The organism is Chryseobacterium limigenitum (assembly GCF_900114875.1).
Taxonomy (GTDB): domain Bacteria; phylum Bacteroidota; class Bacteroidia; order Flavobacteriales; family Weeksellaceae; genus Chryseobacterium; species Chryseobacterium limigenitum.
In genome coordinates, this window is record NZ_FPKW01000014.1 from 81018 (window position 1) to 101731 (window position 20714).

The window sequence follows — 20714 nt, forward strand, 5'->3', positions numbered from 1 at the left end:
AAATTTATTTAATATTAGTTTTGATAGTATTTATTACATAATATTCACACAAAGGTGAAAATTTTATAACTAATAATTAAAATAATATAAAACTTTTTCCATTGCATATCATCACTTTTGTAAAAGCAATTTTAACACAATGTTTAGATATAAAAAAACATTAAATGAATGAAATAATTGTTTCATCAAGAAACTAAATTATATAAATCACAATGTTAGTTAAAACAAAATGAATTATATGAATTTCCAATTTTAAAAGCGAAGAAGATCTTTAAAAAAACGGTACAATCATGAAAACTCAAGAGTAGTTAAAGGAAAATATATTCGTTTCATTTAAAAAAAAATCCTTTAACGAAAAACGGTTAGTTTTTATAATAAACAAGTTGGAAACATAATTCATTTTGTTTTTTTTCAATTTATTTTAATAGTTATAACTAATAAATGCTTCAAGTAATAAGTATAAATATTTTCACACCAAATCACAAGATATTAAGTTATAACTATTAAAATATTTTATTAAAAACGATACAAAATAATTTCTTCAAAATAACAGTTTTATAAGGGGAAACCGCGTAAAGAAAAGTCTTTTCGCGGTTTTTTTATGAAATTTTGCTCCATTTATTTTTGCCTTTGTAATATCTCACATAGTAGTTTTTGATAACGAGATTTTCAGGCTTTGCTAACATTGGATCAGCTTCCAGAATTTTTTCTACCGTCTTTTTTGTAGCTTTTATAATCGCAGAATCATTTACCAGATCCAGTCTTTTAAAATCTACTACACCGCTTTGTTGGGTTCCTAAAATATCTCCGGGGCCTCGAAGTTGCATATCAACTTCAGAAATTTTAAAGCCGTCATTGGTCTCGGTCATCGTTTTGATGCGGGTTCTGCTTTCTTTAGATAGCTTGTCGGAGGTCATCAGAATACAATAACTTTGCTCGGCTCCACGGCCAACACGACCTCTGAGCTGATGAAGCTGAGATAAACCAAATCTTTCCGAGCTTTCAATCACCATTACCGAAGCATTGGGAACATTCACTCCAACCTCAATTACGGTTGTTGCAACCATTATTTCTGCTTCTCCTGATGCAAAATAATTCATGGCGGTATCTTTTTCAGCAGGTTTCATTTTACCATGAAGCATGGAGACTTTGTAATCCGGAAAGGAATTCATCACATGATCAAGACCTTCCATAAGATTTTTATAATCCAGTGTTTCCGATTCTTCAATCAACGGATACACAAAATAAACCTGTCTTCCTTTTTTGATCTCATCTCTGCAGAAATTATATACAAAAGCCCTGTCTTTTTCACGTCTGTGAGCTGTAATGATGGGTTTTCTGCCAACAGGCATTTCATCAATCACAGAAACATCAAGATCAGAATAAAAACTCATTGCCAGCGTCCTAGGAATAGGAGTGGCGGTCATCACCAGAATATGAGGCGGAATTTTATTTTTAGCCCAAAGTTTAGCTCTCTGGGCAACGCCAAATCGATGTTGCTCATCAATAATTGCTAAACCAAGATTTTTAAATTTAACTTTATCCTCCAAAACAGCATGAGTTCCTACCAAAATAGAAAGTTCACCACTTTCGAGTTCCTGATGGATAATTTTCCGTTCGGATGCTTTGGAAGAACCTGTTAAAATACGAACGTTAATATTTGTTTCTGCCAATAGCTCTTTGATCCCGTTAAAATGCTGTTGAGCCAGAATTTCGGTCGGAGCCATCAAACAACTTTGGAAACCGTTATCCATCGCTATCAGCATGGTTAATAAAGCAACCATTGTCTTGCCTGAACCTACATCTCCCTGTAAAAGCCTGTTCATCTGAATTGGCTTTTTCATATCTAAACGAATCTCCTTTAATACTCTTTTTTGAGCATTGGTGAGTTCAAACGGAAGATTATTGGCATAAAAATCAGTGAAATGGGCTCCAACTACAGGAAACGGATTTCCATGAGATTGGGTTTTATGATGAAGTTTTTTTAATCCGAATCCTAATTGGAAAAAGAAGGATTCTTCAAATTTTAATCTATTATTCGCTTTCTCAAAATGTTCCAGATCCTTCGGAAAATGAATATTTAAATACGTATGCTGTCTGGACATAAATTTAAAGGAATTCATCATATAATCCGGAAGATTTTCCTGTATCAGATTAGGAATTTCTTTACAGATATTTCTTAAAACTGTCTGAAAAAATTTTTGATGTAAACCTCTTTTTGTTAACTTTTCTGAGCTTGGATAAATTGGTCTTAAACGGTTGTCGTTTTCCTTTCTTTCGTCAATTTCAATTTCAATTTCAGGATGCGGCATTGAAAACTGATTGTTGAAAACATTAATTTTACCAAAAATGTAGATCTCGCGGTTGATAGGAAGCTGTTCCACCATCCATTTTGAATACTGAAACCAAACCAGATCCATCATTCCCGTGTCATCATTGAATTTTGCAGACAATCTTTTCACTTTTCCTGTCTGGATTTCCTGGACGCTAGTAATTTTTCCTTTCAGTTGGATCTCTATACTACTTTCCTGAAGCTGAGCGATTTTATACACTTTATTTTTATCAAGATAGCGGGTAGGGTAGAAGTTCAGAAAATCTTCCACGGTAGAAACTCCCAACACATTTTTAATGAGTTTGGCTTTTTCAGGACCGATTCCCTTAACATATTCTATGGATGTGCTAAGTTCCAAGTAAAAATTACGGCTACGAATATCGTTAAAACTAATTAAAAATGAAAGAAAGTGTTTCAAAAGACGTGATTGCAGTGAAATCCCCAGCAAATGATGTGAATTTCCCTAATATAGAATCGATATTAAATTACAAAATTTGTTATATAAGATTTATAAAAATGATCAGATAGACTGTGAAATTTTAAATATTAAAAACGAAAATTATGGATACTCCAATCGCAAATTTACAGCCACCATATTTAAGATATGATGTGCCTAATGAACTTTTATTTATTCAGGAAAAAATAGAAGCTTTACGGGAAGTTTCTTATGCGCTAAAACCAAAACCTGTAAAACAATTATCAGAAAGTATTAAAATCAATAAATCTAGTGCCAATCTTGTTAAAACTGTTATTGAAATACCGTCTGATTTACCAATATTCAATCCCAGTTCCGCAAAAATATCACAAATAGGACTTGAGGTTGTTCCAAACGGGAAGGTCGGTATGGGATTTAATTGTAGAAAGACATTTACTGTAAGTAATAATTTTAATGCTGATACATGTTATTGGGAGATTCATTTTAAAAATCTATCAACAGGTTTGTTTGATAAACTTCAGTTTATGGGAGGATCTTATACAAAAGTGACTCATAAACACACGATTACATTTGACATAGATTTCCAGGTATATAATCAGGCAGCTTATGTTTCTTCAAGCGTGGTAATTGGCGGAAATAATGGATTGGCTACTTTTAAAGTATTTTGTATGGGATATAATTATGCGATTCCTATTTTCAATTCGGGAGTCAGCTCAATACCTGGTCCTCAATGTTTTTCAGATGAAATTACATTAGATTTTAATGGCCCTCATTGTATTATTATTAACTCAATCTCGTTAAGTACGAATACTCTCAAAGGCGGTAAAAATGATAAAGAACCCAATATGACTGTTTATATAAGTGCTCCTGCTCCTCCGGGAGGATTGAAAGTGTTATTATCTGTTAGTAATAATAATTTGGGTAATATTATGGGGGATTGCTATTTTATTATACCGGCAGGAGAGACATCGGGATCGATCAGTTGGTTTTTGGGAACAAGAAGGGTATATACTACAGGAAAACAATTTAATATTATAGCAAAACTTGCATATCCTGATGGAAGTACTTCTGCGGAAGCTTATGCTTTGATAACACTTAATAAACAGTAATCACATTTCACAAAAATGAAAATGTCTCAAAATTTACTGTTTTGAGACATTTTTTTTAATCTTTTATTTTAGATTTAAATTTCTTCTGATAATCTTCCCATTGTTGTCTGGTTCGGATTTTCTTATATAAATCTTTTGAAATTAATTCTAAATAAGGTTCCAGCTCTTTTGCGGATAATTCTCCCTGCAGAATGGTGATAGGGCCACCTTTTTCATCCAAAAAAACAGTGCTCGGAACAGCTGATACATTCATGTATTGAGTAAATTCATGTAAAGAATTTCTTCCTTTTTTCTGCTCCGTATTAGGATTTGAAAATGTTCTGTCAAAAATTTCAACAGATTTTTTTTCTTCTGCATTGAACTTTACGGGATAATAGTTTTCATTTAAAATATTGGCAATTACCTGATGTCCGTAGGTGTTTTTATCCATTATCTTACATGGAGCGCACCAATCTGCATAAAAATCGATCAATATCTTTTTTGGATTCTCTTTCTGAGCCTTTAAAGCCTCTTCAATAGTCATCCATTTTACCTGAGCAAAGCTGAAACTTACAACAAATAGGAAAAGTATGCTTATAATTTTATTCATAATTTGGGTTTTAAATAATAAAAATAAGCATAATTTCCTTATTTCTATTTTACTTCCTGCATTAATTTTTTAACGAATGGGGAGATCAAAATTAATACAACTCCGGCAATTATAGCGTATAATCCTAATTGTTTATATCCATCAGTATAAGTGATTAAAGCATCATAGTTGGTTGAACCCTCTTTTGCTGTTGCCAAGCCCGCTCCAATGATTCCTGCAACGTATTGTCCGTAAGCTGAGGCCAAAAACCACATTCCCATCATCATTCCCTGAAGGTTTTTTGTGGAAAGTTTAGTCATGATTGACAATCCGATCGGAGAGAGACAAAGTTCACCCAAAGTGATGACTAATAAAGCTATGGTAAAGAAATTTAATGAAGTGATTCCTTGTAAAGTGGCAAAAAACTTAGTTGCAAATAATACGTAATAACCAAGTCCAAGGAAGATAAATCCAAGACCGAATTTTATGATCGTGTTGGGCTCTATTTTTCTTTTATTCAACCAAATCCAAAGCAAACCGATGATCGGAGCTAAGAAAATGATGAAAAATGCACCTCCTGAATTATTAACCCCATTCGGGTCTAGTCCTAAAAGATCTTTATTTAAATTTTTAGCAGCGAAAATACTTAGTGAACCTCCACTTTGCTCATAAATTCCCCAGAATAGGATAGAGAATAAAATGAAAACCAATGCAGCCCAAAGTTTTTTACGTTCTGCAGCAGTTACTTTTGTCATTTCATAGAACAGATAAATAAGCGTTAGTGGCCCGATTGTGTACATAAAATAGTCTGTATACTGCGTCTTTGCAACCATCACCATAATAATCGGAACGAAGATCAATGATAAAACATAAACTCCATACTCCTGCCATTTTGGGATTGGGGCAGATTTTATTTCATTATCCGGATGTCCTGGCTGAAGCCCGATTGTTCCTAAACTTTTTTGAGTAAAAACAAAATTAATTAAACTTATAACCATTACAATAGCAGCAAATCCAAAAGCAAGATGCCATCTTAGTTCTTCAGGGATAAAACTTGTAAAAAGCTCTCCTTTCCCTATTGCAATACATAAATAACCACCTAGTAATGCACCAAGATTGATTCCTGCATAGAAAAGTGAGAAACCTGCATCGGCTCTTGAGTCATTCGGTTTGTAAAGCTGACCAACCATTGATGAAATATTCGGTTTAAAGAAACCTGTGCCTACAACGGTAAACGCGATTCCAAGGAAAAAGAATTTGTGTGGATCTGTTGCAAGGATTAAACTTCCGACAATCATTAATAGTCCACCCCAAAAAAGGGATTTTCGGAATCCCAATATTTTATCAGCAAAAAGTCCACCGATAAACGTAAAGGCATACACAAATGCCTGTGTTGCACCGTATTGAAGATTGGCTTCTTTTTCGTGGAAATTAAGTTGTGAGATCATGAAGAATACCAACATCCCGCGCATTCCGTAGAAACAAAAACGTTCCCACATTTCAGAGAAAAATAAACTCCATATTTGTTTTGGATATTTTCCTTTGAAATCTTGTATTTCATCTAAAGTTAAGCTCATAATATTTATGATAATTTTTTAATTAAGATTACTATCAATTAATTAAATTCATGACGCAATGCGTCACATATTAGATTTTTTTTGATAAGCACACACGAAAATAAAAAAAACCTCTGACTTAGCAGAGGTTTTAATAATATTTTATTGATGCGGTTAGTTTACACCGTGCATCATTTTCTTTAAGATTGGTGAAATTAAAGCTAAAATTACAGCAGCAATACCACACAATACAACGAATACCATAAAGAATTCGAATAAGTTGTGGATTTCAACTCCTGCAAAAGTTGGATTTGCCAAAGGTAATTGAGCTTTTTCAAACGCTGCAACCTGAGCAGCATTTAATGTTACTTTTTTATCTAAAACATCTTGAAGATTTACTCCGATTTCCTGTGCTTTAGAAAACTTGTCGCCAGTCGCAGGAATCAATGCTCCTAATGAACCTGCCAATGCGTAACCGGCAGCATTAGAAATAAAGAATACACCATATAATAAAGATGCGAATCTTTTTGGAGCTAATTTACCTACTAAAGATAAACCGATTGGAGATAAACAAAGTTCACCACAAGTTTGGATGAAATATAATAGCATTAACCATTTGATAGCCAATAATCCTGAGTTTCCAAGATCTTTTACATTGTGTGCAATAATGAAATAACTTAAAGCGATTAAAGCTAATCCCATTGCCTGCTTCATTGGAGAAACCGGCTCTTTTCCTTTTGCTCTTAATTTATCCCAACATAAACTGAAAGGAACGGCCAATAATACAACAAATATACCGTTGAAAATCTGCACCATTGACGGTGGCATATTCCATCCGAAAATGCTTCTGTCAGTTTGGTTATCTGCGATAAATGTTAATGAAGATCCTGCCTGCTCGAAAGCTGCCCAGAAGAAAATAATAAAGAATGATACGATATAAATCACCCAAATTCTTTGTCTTTCTATCTTATTTTCGGCAGAACTCATAATTAAGAATGCCAAAGAAATACCTGCAGCATAAATGAAAGGATAAATAATTCCCTTGATTAATTGCCCCATCTCTACAGCTTTGAATCCGAATTCACCAACAAGTAAATATCTGAAAACGAAGAATAAAACAACGAAAATACCTCCGGTAATTCCTAATGATGCTCCAGTGAATTTTGCTGTCTGAGTCTCTCCTTCTTCAAAATCTGCACTTGTATTGTTTTTTGGTAAGCCTCCGATAGGTCTTCCTTCCGGTGTTACTACATACTTGTTTTTAAGGATAAAGAATGTTATTGTTCCGATTACCATGGCAATTGAAGCAGCTAAGAATCCCCATTTAAAAGCAAAGATATCTCTTACTCCCGTTGCGGCATCTTTTACGTCTCCTACGTATGGACAAATAAACTGTCCTAAGAACGCTCCAATGTTGATCCCCATATAGAAAATCGTGAAAGCAGAGTCTAATTTTGATTTTTCCTGTTTAGGATAAAGGCTTCCTACCATCGAGGAAATATTTGGTTTGAAGAATCCGTTACCGAAAATAATAACGAACAATGCCAGCCACATAATTGTTTTTGCGCTTCCTAAATCAGCAGAAAAACTTGATGCACTGATGAATAATAAGAACTGGCCAATTGCCATTAATGATCCACCAATTAAAATTGCATTTCGGTTTCCGATATATTTATCTGCAATGAAACCTCCCAAAAGCGGAGTCAGATAACATAAAGCTAAAAATCCACCGTAGATAATTGCTGCATCAGCTTCTTTTATTAATAAGGAGTTTACCATAAACAAGGTAAGCAACGCTCTCATTCCATAAAAGTTGAAACGCTCCCACATTTCCGTTCCGAAAAGAACCCATAATCCCTTCGGATGTCTGGAACCCTTATTCTCTACAAATTCATCCGGTTTCGGACTTAATGCTTCAATATTATCCATTTCTATTGTTAATTTTTGTTAAGACTAGCAAATATAGTTTTTTTTGGGTTTTTGGCAAGGTTTTAATTTTATATTTAAAGAAAAAAGCTGCGGAACGAGTCTACAGCTTTGATATTCTTTATGAAGATAAGGATTAATGTCCTTTTTCTTTCATGATTTTGTTTAATCTTTTCAGCATTGATAAGCCTAAAAGTGTAGCAAATATCAACAAAGCGAAATTAACTAGGAAATAATTTACTTTGTTATCATAATTGTACCAGGTACTTGCTAAAATCCCTGAAAGCTTATTTCCTACAGAGTTTGCCAAGAAGAAACCTCCCATCATTAATGCTGTTAATCTTGCAGGAGAAAGCTTAGACACAAAAGATAATCCCATGGGTGAAAGACAAAGTTCTCCAATTGTGATTACTCCATATCCGGCAACCAGCCATAATGATGAGACTTTTACGGCTCCGTTTTCTCCAGCCATTACTGCCAATACCATGACCAGACAAGATAATGCTGAAATAAATAATCCTAAGACAATTTTTGTTGGGGTCAAAGGTTCTTTTCCTTTTCTTCTTAATAAAGCCCAGAATCCTACGACAACAGGCGTCAGCGCAATTACCCAAAACGGATTGATGGATTGAAAGAGCTCTGTATTATATAAGAAGACCTTTTTTTCGGGATTCTTTTCCAGTTCAGCTTTCTGTTCGGGAGAAATATTTTTAAAATAAATATCTTTTCCAACTTCTTTAAGTGGTTTCCCATCTTTATCTTTTTGAGACTGATATTGATCATTATAAACAGGAACATCTTTGTCTTCAAAGCTTTTTCCTTCTACCATGTAAATGTTTTCTAATGGTTTTTCTAATGACACAGGAACACTTCTGTCGGTGTAATAATTAGCCCATCTCGTTAAAGCTGTTCCGTTTTGTTTAAAAACCGCCCAAAAGAACATACTGATCATAAACACAGATAAAAGAGCTCCGATAGAGGCTTTTTCTGCAGGTTTAGCTTTAAAGTATAGTGAAGCATAAAAGTAAATAACAGGAATACACGCGAAAATAAATGCATCTGTACTATCGCTTCCAAAGATATTGCCAGGAATAAACCATCCGATTACCCCTGCGATAATTGCTGGAAGAAAAACTTTAAGCAAAATTTCAGAAAGCTTGGTATCACCTTCCTGAACAGGTTTCATCTGAGCTGCATGAATGTAATGTTTTCTACCGATGGTAAAAATGACCATTCCGATTAACATTCCGACCCCTGCAGTGATGAATGCTTCACCCCAACCGAATTTATTACGCATAAAAGCAGCAATAATGTTGCAAATAAACGCTCCAATATTGATTCCCATGTAAAAAATATTGTATCCGGAATCTTTATTCGCTTTATAAGGTTCTTCAGAATATAAATTTCCTAGTAATGTAGAAATCGTTGGTTTAAAGAAGCCGTTTCCGATAATAATTAATGCTAAAGATCCGTAAAACAAAGGAAGTTCTTTAAAAACTCCCATCCCGATGTATCCGGCTGCCATTAAGATTCCCCCCAAATAAATGGATTTAATGTATCCTAAAACTCTATCCGCCAAAAATCCTCCGATGAAAGGAGTTAAATAAGTCAAAGCAATATAAGTTCCGAAAATATCGTCTGCGGTTTTGTCAGGAAGTCCGAGACCGCCCTTCATTCCGGTAGGTTCAATAACGTAAAGCACAAAAATTCCGAGAATTAAATAGTACCCGAAACGCTCCCACATTTCAGTAAAGAAGAGGAAAGGCAACCCTTTAGGATGTTTAGTCTTCATATGTTCAAATTTCAATTTTCCCAAAAATAGCTTTTTAATTTTAATTGATAAAATAAATAAAGTTTTATGAAACCGATTTATGAAATGAATATAAAAAATCCCTCTCAAAAATTGAAAGGGATTCTGTTTTAGATATATTTTTTTGGTCTTTATAAATTTTCCAAGATAAAATCAGTCATTTTCTGATACAATTGCGGTCTTGTCTGTCCACCAAAAATTCCGTGGTTTTTGTCTGGATAAGCCATGAAATCAAACTGTTTCTTGTTTTGAATCAACGCTTCTGAAAATTCCATAGAATTTTGGAAATGTACGTTATCATCAGCTGTTCCGTGAATTAATAGGAATTTTCCTTTTAATAAATTAGCGTATTCAGTAGGAGAGTTTTTATCATAACCATCAGCATTTTCCTGAGGCGTTCTCATGAATCTTTCTGTGTAAACTGAGTCATAATATCTCCAGTTGGTAACAGGTGCAACCGCGATTCCCATTTTGAAAACATCAGCTCCTTTGGTCATTGCCAAACTCGTCATATAACCTCCGAAACTCCATCCAAACATTCCGATTCTGGTTTTATCGATGTAAGATTGGTTTCCAAACCATTTTGCAGCAGTAATCTGATCTTCAATTTCGTATTTTCCTAAATTCATGTACGTAACTTTCTTGAATTTAGCACCTTTGTAGCCTGTTCCACGTCCGTCTACACAAGCTATAACGTAACCTTTTTGTGCCAGCATTTCAAACCACATTGCGTTTCCGTTGTCCCAAGAATTGGCAACTTGTTGAGAGCCCGGACCTGAATATTGGAACATGAATAATGGATATTTCTTATTTTTATCAAAGTTTTTAGGTTTAATAATCCATGCATTCATCTGATCTCCGGCTTCGTTTGGAATCGTGATGAATTCTTTTTCAACAAAATTATCAGACTTTAATTTTTGAAGCTGATCATTATTGTTTTGAAGTTCTTTTACAACTTTACCATTTCCGTCTTTTAAAACATAAGTGAAAGGTTTTGCCGCTGTAGAAGATGTTTCAATAAAATAATTATAGTTTTTACTGAAACTTGCAGAATTATTTCCGTCTCCGTTTGAGAGCAACTGAGATTTTCCGTTTTCAATATTAACTTTAGAAACCACTTTATTAATGCTTCCTTTTTCAGTTGTCTGAACGTAAATTTCTTTTGATTTTGGATTAAATCCATAATAATCGGTTACTTCCCAGTTTCCTTTTGTAACCTGTTTTTTAAGTTTTCCATCTTTGTCGTACCAGTATAAATGACGGTTTCCGTCTCTTTCAGAACCCCAAAGGAAAGAATTATCTTCTAAAAATTCCAATGTCGGACTGTCTGTATCGATCCACTTTTCATCAGTTTCCGTGAATAATTTCTGAACGGCTCCCGTTTTTGTATTCACTTTTAAAACATCAGAAGCATTTTGAATTCTGTCAGAAGTTATCAGAACAATTTCGTCCGGTTTTGCTGTCTGAATCACGTTCGGAATATAATAATGTTTAAAACTATCTAAATTAACTCTCGTTTTTTTACCATCACTTAACTGATAAATGTGAGCAGAAACAACAGAGTTTTTTTCTCCCGCTTTCGGATATTTGTAACGCATTTCCTGCGGATACAAAGATTTTCCATAGATTGGAATATAGATTTCCGGAACTTCAGTTTCATCTAATTTAACGAAAAGAATGGCATCAGAATTTTTTGTCCATTCATATAATCTTGCGTGCCCGAATTCTTCTTCATACACCCAGTCTGCAAGACCGTTTAATATTTTATTTTTAACGCCGTGTTCAGTGATTTGTGTAATTTTTTCTGAACTTAAATCCTGATAAAATAAATTGTTATCAACGATAAAAGCTACTTTGGTTGCATCAGGAGAAAATCTTGGTTCCTGAATAGGTTTTCCGTTATTTAAACGGATAACTTTTCCTGATTTTAAATCTTTAACATCAAAAGTTCCTAAAAAAGAATGTCTGTAAATGGGCTGACTTTCCTTTAGCAAAAGGATTTTAGACTCATCATCAGAAAACTCATAGCTTTGGAATTGTCCGTCAACAATATTTCCTTCTTTTTGAGAAGTTTTGTAAGAATATTTGGCAATTCCACCTTGTTCGATAACTAAATAATTTTCACCGTTTTTCATGGAAGTGATTCCGGCAATGCCTTTTCCGCGGTAATATCCTGAATATATTTTATCTAAAGTGATTTCCTGTGCGGATAAACTTTGAAATACAGCGGCAACTGTAAGCGTTAGTAAGAATTTTTTCATTTCTAATTTTAAAAGAATTCAAATATATAAAATATTTAAATCTTACAGATGAAGTTTGAGGTTTGGCGAATTATTTAAAACAAAAAAGTTGACATTTCTGCCAACTTTTCGTTTATTTATCAATAAAAATTATTAATTCTGCCAACCATAAAGGCTTTGAGTAAGCAATTTACTGTCACCTACTTTTCTCAGGAAAATCACACGGTCAGACTGCGGAATGTATTTCACAGAAGTTAAAATAGGTTGTCCTATCTTGGGGTCAGTGCTTGTATATCTGTTCTGGAATTCTACAAATTTACTTTTATCCGTGAAATCACTTCCTGCTTTATAAGGCGTGAAACCGTAACTGTCAGTGAAAAAATAGTTAATATTATCTTTTGTGAAAAACCCTATATTTCCTGGTTTTTGAGTTGAAGTAGTACTGGCAGTTCCGTCAGATTTTACAGTAAACCATTTGCCCGGACCATAAGAATAAATAGGATCAGGGAAGCGGTTAGCAGGCGTTGACGGCGGTAATGTTTTATTTACATTAAATCCGTATAAAAATGCTTTTCCGTCTACAACCTGAACCAAAGGAATATCTACTCCCGACATATTGGTATTTGATCTGAAGTCAGAAACCTCGCTCATCGTAATATTTCCGTTCTGAAGGTTGATGAACGCCATATCTCCAAAATTACTTTGGTTGATTCTCACTCCCGTAAAATATCCGAAAGAAACCAAATAATCCTGATCATTAATAGAAACCGGAGTCAACGTTTTTAGAATTAATTTCTCTTTTAAAGCAATATCCTGCTCGCCTTGAGCCGAAACGTAAACCAATTTAGAAGATTCTTTCCAACCTGTTGATTTTCTAAGAATTAAAACTCTTCCTGAGTTGGTAACTGCAGCGTCAGATTCAAAATATTCAGTGTCTAAAGTAATTTCTTTATCCCATTTTTTTGAAAGGGTAGAAAGGTCGATCACGATATTGTCTATGGTGTTCGCTGTTTTTTTAGATACAGATCTGTCGTTTACAATGGCAACATATTTTCCGTTTTCAGAGAATCTAAGGAAAGTTGTTCCTTGTTTCATTCCGCCTTCTGTGAAAAGTTTTGCAACGCTTGTCGTTGTAAAATTTCCATCTTTTCTGTTGAAAACATGTTGGAAAATCTCTTTTCTGTTGATCTTGGTTTCAATTTCTTCTGTGAAAATCACAAACTGATCGTTGCCGGTCTGGATAGAACCTAAATAATTATGCAAAACGCCATTGGTTTTATTGGCGTAATCTTTAATATAAGTGTCGATCAAGTTTCCGTTCTGATCAAGTTTTCTCATGAAAATCTTTTTGTGAGGATACGAGCTGTAACCGTCTTCGTTAATATCACTGAAAACATATTGGTTATAGTCGTCACAAAGAACTAATTTGATGTCTTTTTCGTATTTTGAGTTGAATTCGAAAGCGTCACCATAAACGAATTTCTTCTGCCCGAAAGCAAGAGCGCTAATTACGGTAAGCGAAATGATTAAAGTTTTTTTCATGGAATATTAGTTATAGATTTTTAGTTCAAGAGCTTTGAGTTCGTTGTTTTGATCCCAAGATAATTTAAGGTCAACAAGATGTTCCTGCATTTCATTTAAATATTTTTCTGCTTCAGCTTTGTTTCCTAATGCAAGATTCAAACGAATTAAGTTCATATAAAGATACGTTGCAATTTTACCGTTGTATATTGCTTTTTTATCATTGTAATCAATTTTTAATAAAGTACTTTTCCAGATCTCAACACCTTTATTTAGGTTTTCAAAAGCAGCCTTGTTTGGAGCGTAATCCGGTTTTGCCTGCATTTTTTTAAGATTGGTTGTTACGTAGATGTATGCTTTATCTAAATTATCATAATCTCCTTTATTTTTTACATTCTCCAATTTTACAGTTGAAATAATTTTTGAATACGCAAAATTCTCAGCTAGGATGTCATTAATTCTATTGATTACTTTTTGAAGGTAATTTTTTTCATGAACACTTAAATTAATTTCGTTTGTTGGGCTTGATGCGATTTCTTCAAAATCTGAGAATAAAGTTTTGTCGATTTTTACAGTACCATTTTGCTTTACAACCAATTTTGTAGGTTGGTTGGCAAAAGATTTTCCTGCGTTATCCTGAAAGTTTGTTCTTTCCATGTTTACAGAGATTTCGATGTAATTTCCGCCTCTTGAAAAGCCGTCAATATTGATTTGTGAAGCCAGAACTTTGTTGTCAACAATCAAAGCGTTTCTTAAATCCGGTTCAGTATAAACTGGTTTTTGCGGTACATTCAGTTGCGGACGGGAAGGAATTCTCAAAACCGGAGGAGTTGCATTCATCGCAATTTTTTCAACGGTTTTCAGTTTGTTATATTCTGCAGATTCGATTTTGTATTTTTCCTGAAGTTTTTTTACTTCAAGATCGTACTCTTTTAATCTTTCTTCGTGCTGAAGTTTTGCATCGGCTACGCTTTGGTCGTAATTATCTACCTTTTTTTGGAAATCAGCCTTAGCATCTGCCACCACATTTTCTTTTGTAATGTTGTAAGGCGAATTTACGACTACCGAAAAATTTCTGTTTTGAGCTTCGACAGCATTCGCAGGTTCTTTTAATATCTGAAAAGAAATGTTTTCTGAGTCGATTCTTTGCGCCTGACCCAATACGGCTGTTAATGATAGAAAAATTGAGAAAATAAAATTCAATTTCATAAGGTAAAATTTAGTCTGCAAATTTAATTCTTTAAATGAATATTATGGATTTAAATAATTAATTTTTAATTATATATCAAAAATGGTTTAAAATTCATAGTGACAATCATATTTCATAGTATTTTTGAATATTTAATAAATATTAGAGAAATAGATGATGTTTGGCAAAAAAATTGGATATATCATCATATCAATCAATTTAAAATAATAATTATGGAAACGAATGCATACGATCAGAAACTTAACCGTTATGTTTTGAGTGATCAAATTGTATACACAGGCTTTTCAAGCTTTCAAGATGCTGAAGCCTGTGCGCAGAAAAAAGGAGGAACTTTAGTTGAAGTCGCTTTTAAAGATGGAAATGATAATCCTCAAATTACGGATGAAGCCGGACTTATTGAGAAAAAACTTCATTTTTATGTCTATGCTGGTGATGAATATAAGTTTATTCATTCTTCTGATCCCGGATTTAGAAAATATGCCGACGAATTACAAAAAATAAAGGCGAGTAATGATAAAACGAGCCCTGATGAAAGATATTTTGCCAATTTTGAAATTGAAAATATAGAAGATCCGATTATTGTGATCAAAAATGATCATTTAGAATCAGTGACTTCAAGAGAGCGTTCAAAATATTTGAAGCATGCTGATGTTTATGAATTAGGAGTTACGTTGCCAAAATCTTAAAAAATAGTATCATGAGCAAAAAAAAATATTCAGATAAAGCTCAGGAAAAAATAGGAGAAGTAATGCACGAATTCAAGGAAGGAAAACTGAAATCTTCTTCGGGAGAAAAGGTGACGGACAGAAAACAGGCGATTGCCATCGGAATTTCTGAAGCCAAAGAACAAGGTTTAAAAGTTCCTAAAAAGAAAAATTAGTTAAACAAAATAGGTTTGTAAATTTCACAAATCTATTTTTTATATATAAAAGATGCTTCGGCTACGCTCAGCATGACAACGCTGCAAATTAATCGCTAATAAAGAACAATTAGTATTAGAGATGTCATGCTAATCGGAGTCGAAGCATCTATATAACGAATATTTACCTAAAAATTATCCTTTATAATTATAAAGATTTTTATAATATTCATCAGCCATTCTATCGCTATTGAATTGATCTTTAACATCATTCATCGAGTTATGCTGAATTTTTCTCCATTGATTAGGATTGTCGTAATAGGTTGGAAGAATCTCGTTTTCAAGGATTTCGTATAATTTATTCAGATCATAATTATCCTGTTCGTAAATACTCATATTATGATAATCTGCTTTTGGAACCACGAAAGAATTTTCTCCGTGTTTTGCAAATTCCGGGATCCAGCCATCGTCTGTTGAAAGGTTTACAGAACCGTTCATTGATGCCGTCATTCCCGATGTTCCGGAAGCTTCTCTTGGAACTCTTGGATTGTTTAACCAAAGATCAGAACCTTGTTTTAAAGATTTACTTAATGAAAGTTCATAACCTGTAAGAACCGCCATATTTTTGTGATTTTTACTTTCTTCAACCAACGTGTTGAAAGTAGAAATTGCGGAATAATCCATCGGATAAGGCTTTCCGGCCCAGATAATCTGTACAGGATATTTTGGATTATTTAATAATTTATAAAATCTGTCTTTATCATGTAAAAGCAAGTCCGCACGCTTGTAGCCTGCAAATCTTCTCGCCCAGACAATCGTGAAAATATTTGGATTAAATAAATTCCCGGTTTGGTCTGCAACAATTTTGAAAAGTCTCTTTTTTAGATGTTTTTTACGGTAATCAAATACGATTTCGTTGTTTTCATCTTTAGAGTTATAAAGCGGTTTATCCGACCAGTATTTGAATTCCTGAGCGTTGGTGATTGAAGTTATCTCACAAATTCCCGGATATTTGCTCCACATTGCTCTGGAAACAACCCCGTGAAGTTGGGAAACTCCATTGGCAACTTTTGCCATTTTCAAAGCGCAGAGCGAATGGTTGAAACGGTCATCATCAAAACCTTCAATACTTTTTACTTCTTCCATGCTGAAACCAGAAAAATAAGACATGTCGTAACATAATTTCATGTTATGCTTCTCATTTCCGGCTTCTTCAGGCGTGTGAGTCGTGAAAACTAATTTCTCTTTCACTTTATTAAGATCTCCTTTATATTTTTTCAATAAATGGAACGCTGCGGGAAGTCCGTGAGCTTCATTAAGATGGTAAGTATCTCTTTCAAGATTCATTTCATCCAGCAATTTGGCACCGCCTTTTCCTAATAAAATGTATTGTGCAAGCTTTGTAGACTCGTTGGCGTCGTATAATCTGTGCGAAATTGTTTTAGAAATATGATCATTTTCAGGAACGTCTGTTGAAAGGAAAAACATCGGTGCCGTATTGAAGATTTCAGGATCTAAATACCAGACTTTAACCCAAACAGGGGCGCTGTGAATTTCGATCTGAAATTTTATTCCTGTATCTTCCAGAAAACTGTACATTTTTTTTGTCCAGGTCGGCTGTAAGGTCTGATCATGATTTCTTGCCTGATCATAATATCCAAACTTCCAGAGAATCCCAATCCCGATAAGGTCTTGCTTTAAATTATAAGCACTTCTCATGTGAGAACCCGCCAAGAAACCCAAACCTCCCGAATATATTTTTAAGACCTGCTCAAGGGCAAATTCCATTGAGAAATAGGCAACTTTTTTAGAATATTGAGGATTAATACCAAACGGCATTTTAAAATTTTTAAAATCCATACATCAATGTTTTTTTTTGTAATCGAAAAACAAATGTATTGATTATGAAAATAAACTCTACATTAATTATATAATAAATTATTTTTAAAAGCATCTTCTGAACAGTTTTTTTGCTTATCTTTAAGTGTAAGAAATTGATAATCAAAAACTTTATTAGTGAAATCGTAGCGGGTATTTGTTGTTTAACATAATAAAAAAGAAGTCATGAAAAAGGTATTTTCCGATGAAGATCTGATCAAAAATCTGAGTTTATACTATCTGAACCGACATTTGAAAAAAAAGCCGATGGAGAAGTATCACCGTACGATAGATGAATCTCCGCTTCATGACCGCGAAAAATATAAGAAGAAAGCCGAGATCTTGCTCCTTAATTCTTTCATGCATCATTTTCCTGAAGTTAAATTTGAAGATCTTACCTGCGAAAGCCCTGACTTTATCGCAAAATTCAACGATAAAAAAATCGGGATAGAATTAACGGAAGTTATCAACCATTTGGAAATGAAGAAGATGGAAAGTAATCTTAATAAGATGTTCCGTCAGGCAGAAATATTATTAGAACAGGAAGACACTACGAAATATCGTGGTGTTTATTTTTTAGGATTTCACCCGAATATCAGATTTGAATGTCTGGAAGAGCAGGAGGAAAACATTCTGAATATTTATAAAAGTATTAAAAAGGGAAAACCTTTTGGCTGTGTAAAAAGTATCAGAAAGTCTTTTCATCGCAGAAATGTTTTCATCACTCATGAGTATAACATGAATTTGTTTGACGAGCTTTGTTCCGAGAAAATTTTAGAGTTAATAGAAAAGAAAAACGAAAAATTTCCTTACTACGACACTTCTGTGGACGAATGTTGGCTGGTTATTGTTTCTGATATGAACTCCATTGCTTCACGGTATACTTTCATTCAGGATAAAGAACATTTGAATGAAGTAAAAAGCCCTTTCCATAAGATATTTCATCTTGAAAATCTTTGCGGAAATATTACGAGTATAAAATAATCATTGTTGTTTTCTTTTTAAATGATGAATATATTTTAATTTTTCACACTTAAATGTATTATTTTTTTTGAATATTGTTATTATTGATTGGAAAAATGTTTATATTTGATATGCACTGTCTTACAATCATTTAAATTAATAACCATTGAAAAAAAATATATGAAAAAAACTCTACTATTTCTTCTCTTATTTATTTCACAGACCTTTTTTTCACAGGCAGATTGTACATCTGCATTGTCGGTTTGTGGAAACTCGAGTATAACGTATTCTCCTTCCGGAATTGGCGCCGTTAATGAAAGTTTGGGAGGATGCTTAACAACAGGTGAACATAATTCGATATGGTACAAACTCACGATTGCTACAGGAGGAACTCTTACTTTTGATCTGGTTCCGAACGATCCTGCGGCGGATTATGACTGGGCAGTTTATGGTCCTAATGTTGCCTGCGGAAGTTTGGGTTCGCCAATACGCTGTAACGCTGCAACTGTTATCGGAGTCGGAGCATCTACAGGATTAAATATGACAAGCACGATTACAAATGCTGCAGGAGGCTCATTAACGCCTTACTGCAAATATTTGGATGTTCTGCCGGGACAGACCTATTATTTATATATTGATAACTGGGTCGATGGGATTAATCCTACAATGGCTCCATTTGCTTTGACATGGGGAGGAACCGCTACTTTAGCTTCACCTTTTACAGATCCGGCAATACAGCCTCATCCGTTTGTAGCTCCGGGAATGCCTGCCGCAAATCCGGCGGATCCGAGAGAGGTAATTGTATGTAATAATCCTGCGGTTTTTGATTTCACGACTTTATCAGCGGGAATTCTTAATAATAATCCGAATTTCCTGATCAGTTATCATACTTCACAAAATAATGCACTTTCGGGAACGAATCCTATTTTAACGCCAATTACGGTTAATACAACGACTACTTATTATTACAGCATTCATTATCTGGATCCCGCAAACCCTGCAAATCCTATCAATTCCTGTCGACAGGTTGGTGCATTCAAATTTAAGATGGGAAATATTACAGGAATTAATGTTAATTTATTTACCTGCAATAATAACAATGCCGGATTAGGAACATTTAATCTTACAACCGCAGCAGTTTTTGGGGATCCTACCGCGACTAAGAAATATTATCCTACAATGACTGACCTTAATGCAGGAACTAATGAAATCCTGAATTTTACGGCTTATGTTGCCGCAGAAGGTACAGTGTATGTAAAAATAACGTCTCAGTTCGGATGTATCGGAACTGCGGTGATCACACTGAAGTTTTTCCCGGTAGTTGTGGTAAATGATGCAACGCTGAGATCTTGTTTTATTGAAACCAATCCTTCCACAGGATTATTTAATCTTACCAACGCTTCGGTTACAACACAGGGAGGAATTACCAAAAAGTATTATCCATCGTTAACTGATGCATTGAACGGGACAAATGAAATTCCTTCCACATTAGCAGCTGCATATATTGCTCCGAGTGGTGTTGTTTATATAAAAGTAACGAACGGAAACGGTTGTTTTGCCATTGCTAAAGTTACTTTAATAGTGATAGCTCCCGTTTATTCTACAGTTTTAAAAGATAAAACAATCTGTATGGAAGACAAAACTACATTGGATGCAGGGCCAGGATTCAGTTCTTATCAATGGAGCACGGGAGCTACAACGCAATCTATTACCAATGTCGGCGTTGGAACGTATTGGGTTAAGCTTAAGACAGGTGACTGTATCACAACTCAAACAGTAAAAGTATATGCTTCAGAACAGCCTGTGATTTCCAGTGTTGATATTTCAACAAATAAGGTTACGATTTCTGTGATGGGCGGAACTGCTCCATACAAATATTCAATGGACAATATCACTTGGCAGGATTCTAACATTTTCACGAATGTTCCGAGGGGTGATAATATGATTTATGTAAAAGATGCTTATGATTGTGAACCGATTAATATTACGATTGTTGTTCCGAATCTTATTAACGTCATCACGCCAAACAGTGACGGCATAAATGATGTGATTGATTATTCTGCATTGGCTTCAAAACAAAATCTGGTCTTCAATATTTTCGACAGATATGGATCTGAAATTTTCCAGGCTGATAAATTTAACGGCTATAAATGGGACGGAACCACTAATGGCGGAAAGAAAGTTCCTACAGGAAATTACTGGTATTCAGTATCATGGAATGAAAAAGATAAAAAGAATACCTTGTTCAAATATACCGGATGGGTAATGGTTAAAAACCGGGAATAATTAAATTATCAATACATAAT

14 protein-coding genes are annotated in these 20714 nt (G+C 34.2%); 5 read left to right on the plus strand and 9 right to left on the minus strand.

The features are described 5' to 3' along the window. Positions 1–599: 599 nt before the first annotated feature. A complete protein-coding gene (gene recG / locus BT156_RS15760) occupies positions 600–2690 on the minus strand; it encodes an ATP-dependent DNA helicase RecG (RefSeq protein ID WP_072411462.1) in 2091 nt (696 codons plus the stop codon). Positions 2691–2893: 203 nt separating this feature from the next. Here recG and BT156_RS15765 point away from each other — a divergent pair, with 203 nt between their 5' ends. Further along, entirely contained in the window at positions 2894–3877 is a 984-nt protein-coding gene (locus BT156_RS15765) for a hypothetical protein (RefSeq protein ID WP_072411463.1), read from the plus strand. A 55-nt stretch (positions 3878–3932) separates the two neighbouring features. On the opposite strand, the gene BT156_RS15770 is transcribed toward BT156_RS15765, so the two are convergent. The 7 genes from BT156_RS15770 to BT156_RS15800 all read right to left on the minus strand — a co-directional run bounded on the left by BT156_RS15770 (position 3933) and on the right by BT156_RS15800 (position 14707). Next, entirely contained in the window at positions 3933–4466 is a 534-nt protein-coding gene (locus tag BT156_RS15770; protein WP_072411464.1) for a thioredoxin family protein, read from the minus strand. Between the two features lie 44 nt (positions 4467–4510). Beyond that, the gene (locus BT156_RS15775; protein ID WP_072411465.1) at positions 4511–6022 is read right to left on the minus strand and encodes a peptide MFS transporter; all 1512 of its coding nucleotides are present in this window, start codon (positions 6020–6022) and stop codon (positions 4511–4513) included. 153 nt (positions 6023–6175) lie between these two features. Beyond that, positions 6176–7930, minus strand: coding sequence for a peptide MFS transporter (locus BT156_RS15780; protein ID WP_072411466.1), 1755 nt, complete (start codon positions 7928–7930; stop codon positions 6176–6178). 133 nt (positions 7931–8063) lie between these two features. Further along, on the minus strand, positions 8064–9719 hold the full coding sequence (locus tag BT156_RS15785; RefSeq protein WP_072411467.1) for a peptide MFS transporter: 1656 nt from the start codon (positions 9717–9719) through the stop codon (positions 8064–8066). Positions 9720–9868: 149 nt separating this feature from the next. Then, entirely contained in the window at positions 9869–11998 is a 2130-nt protein-coding gene (locus BT156_RS15790) for a S9 family peptidase (RefSeq protein WP_072411468.1), read from the minus strand. Positions 11999–12130: 132 nt separating this feature from the next. Further along, the gene (locus BT156_RS15795) at positions 12131–13519 is read right to left on the minus strand and encodes a hypothetical protein (protein WP_072411469.1); all 1389 of its coding nucleotides are present in this window, start codon (positions 13517–13519) and stop codon (positions 12131–12133) included. Between the two features lie 6 nt (positions 13520–13525). After that, complete coding sequence (locus BT156_RS15800; protein WP_072411471.1) at positions 13526–14707, minus strand: hypothetical protein; 1182 nt, start codon at positions 14705–14707, stop codon at positions 13526–13528. Positions 14708–14920: 213 nt separating this feature from the next. Here BT156_RS15800 and BT156_RS15805 point away from each other — a divergent pair, with 213 nt between their 5' ends. Beyond that, a complete protein-coding gene (locus tag BT156_RS15805) occupies positions 14921–15394 on the plus strand; it encodes a hypothetical protein (protein ID WP_072411473.1) in 474 nt (157 codons plus the stop codon). A gap of 11 nt (positions 15395–15405) precedes the next feature. Next, the gene (locus BT156_RS15810) at positions 15406–15588 is read left to right on the plus strand and encodes a DUF6496 domain-containing protein (protein WP_072411475.1); all 183 of its coding nucleotides are present in this window, start codon (positions 15406–15408) and stop codon (positions 15586–15588) included. A 174-nt stretch (positions 15589–15762) separates the two neighbouring features. Here the strand turns inward: BT156_RS15810 and glgP are convergent, their stop codons facing one another. Further along, positions 15763–17427 carry an alpha-glucan family phosphorylase gene (glgP, locus tag BT156_RS15815; RefSeq protein ID WP_072411477.1) on the minus strand — a complete coding sequence of 555 codons (1665 nt, stop codon included), beginning with the start codon at positions 17425–17427 and terminating at the stop codon, positions 15763–15765. 204 nt (positions 17428–17631) lie between these two features. Between glgP and BT156_RS15820 the strand changes: the two genes are divergently transcribed. Together BT156_RS15820 and BT156_RS15825 are read left to right on the plus strand one after the other, a co-directional pair. Beyond that, the gene (locus BT156_RS15820; RefSeq protein ID WP_072411479.1) at positions 17632–18429 is read left to right on the plus strand and encodes a hypothetical protein; all 798 of its coding nucleotides are present in this window, start codon (positions 17632–17634) and stop codon (positions 18427–18429) included. A gap of 159 nt (positions 18430–18588) precedes the next feature. Continuing rightward, complete coding sequence (locus BT156_RS15825; RefSeq protein ID WP_072411481.1) at positions 18589–20694, plus strand: T9SS type B sorting domain-containing protein; 2106 nt, start codon at positions 18589–18591, stop codon at positions 20692–20694. Positions 20695–20714 lie beyond the last annotated feature (20 nt).

Bases quoted from the DNA above. Each gene is read 5' to 3' on its own strand.
- BT156_RS15795 (WP_072411469.1), bottom strand. From the start codon at position 13,519: ATGAAAAAAACTTTAATCATTTCGCTTACCGTAATTAGCGCTCTTGCT.
- glgP (WP_072411477.1), bottom strand. From the start codon at position 17,427: ATGGATTTTAAAAATTTTAAAATGCCGTTTGGTATTAATCCTCAATAT.
- BT156_RS15785 (WP_072411467.1), bottom strand. From the start codon at position 9,719: ATGAAGACTAAACATCCTAAAGGGTTGCCTTTCCTCTTCTTTACTGAA.
- BT156_RS15775 (WP_072411465.1), bottom strand. From the start codon at position 6,022: ATGAGCTTAACTTTAGATGAAATACAAGATTTCAAAGGAAAATATCCA.
- BT156_RS15825 (WP_072411481.1), top strand. From the start codon at position 18,589: ATGAAAAAAACTCTACTATTTCTTCTCTTATTTATTTCACAGACCTTT.
- BT156_RS15810 (WP_072411475.1), top strand. From the start codon at position 15,406: ATGAGCAAAAAAAAATATTCAGATAAAGCTCAGGAAAAAATAGGAGAA.
- BT156_RS15765 (WP_072411463.1), top strand. From the start codon at position 2,894: ATGGATACTCCAATCGCAAATTTACAGCCACCATATTTAAGATATGAT.
- BT156_RS15790 (WP_072411468.1), bottom strand. From the start codon at position 11,998: ATGAAAAAATTCTTACTAACGCTTACAGTTGCCGCTGTATTTCAAAGT.
- BT156_RS15770 (WP_072411464.1), bottom strand. From the start codon at position 4,466: ATGAATAAAATTATAAGCATACTTTTCCTATTTGTTGTAAGTTTCAGC.
- BT156_RS15805 (WP_072411473.1), top strand. From the start codon at position 14,921: ATGGAAACGAATGCATACGATCAGAAACTTAACCGTTATGTTTTGAGT.
- BT156_RS15820 (WP_072411479.1), top strand. From the start codon at position 17,632: ATGAAAAAGGTATTTTCCGATGAAGATCTGATCAAAAATCTGAGTTTA.
- BT156_RS15800 (WP_072411471.1), bottom strand. From the start codon at position 14,707: ATGAAATTGAATTTTATTTTCTCAATTTTTCTATCATTAACAGCCGTA.
- BT156_RS15780 (WP_072411466.1), bottom strand. From the start codon at position 7,930: ATGGATAATATTGAAGCATTAAGTCCGAAACCGGATGAATTTGTAGAG.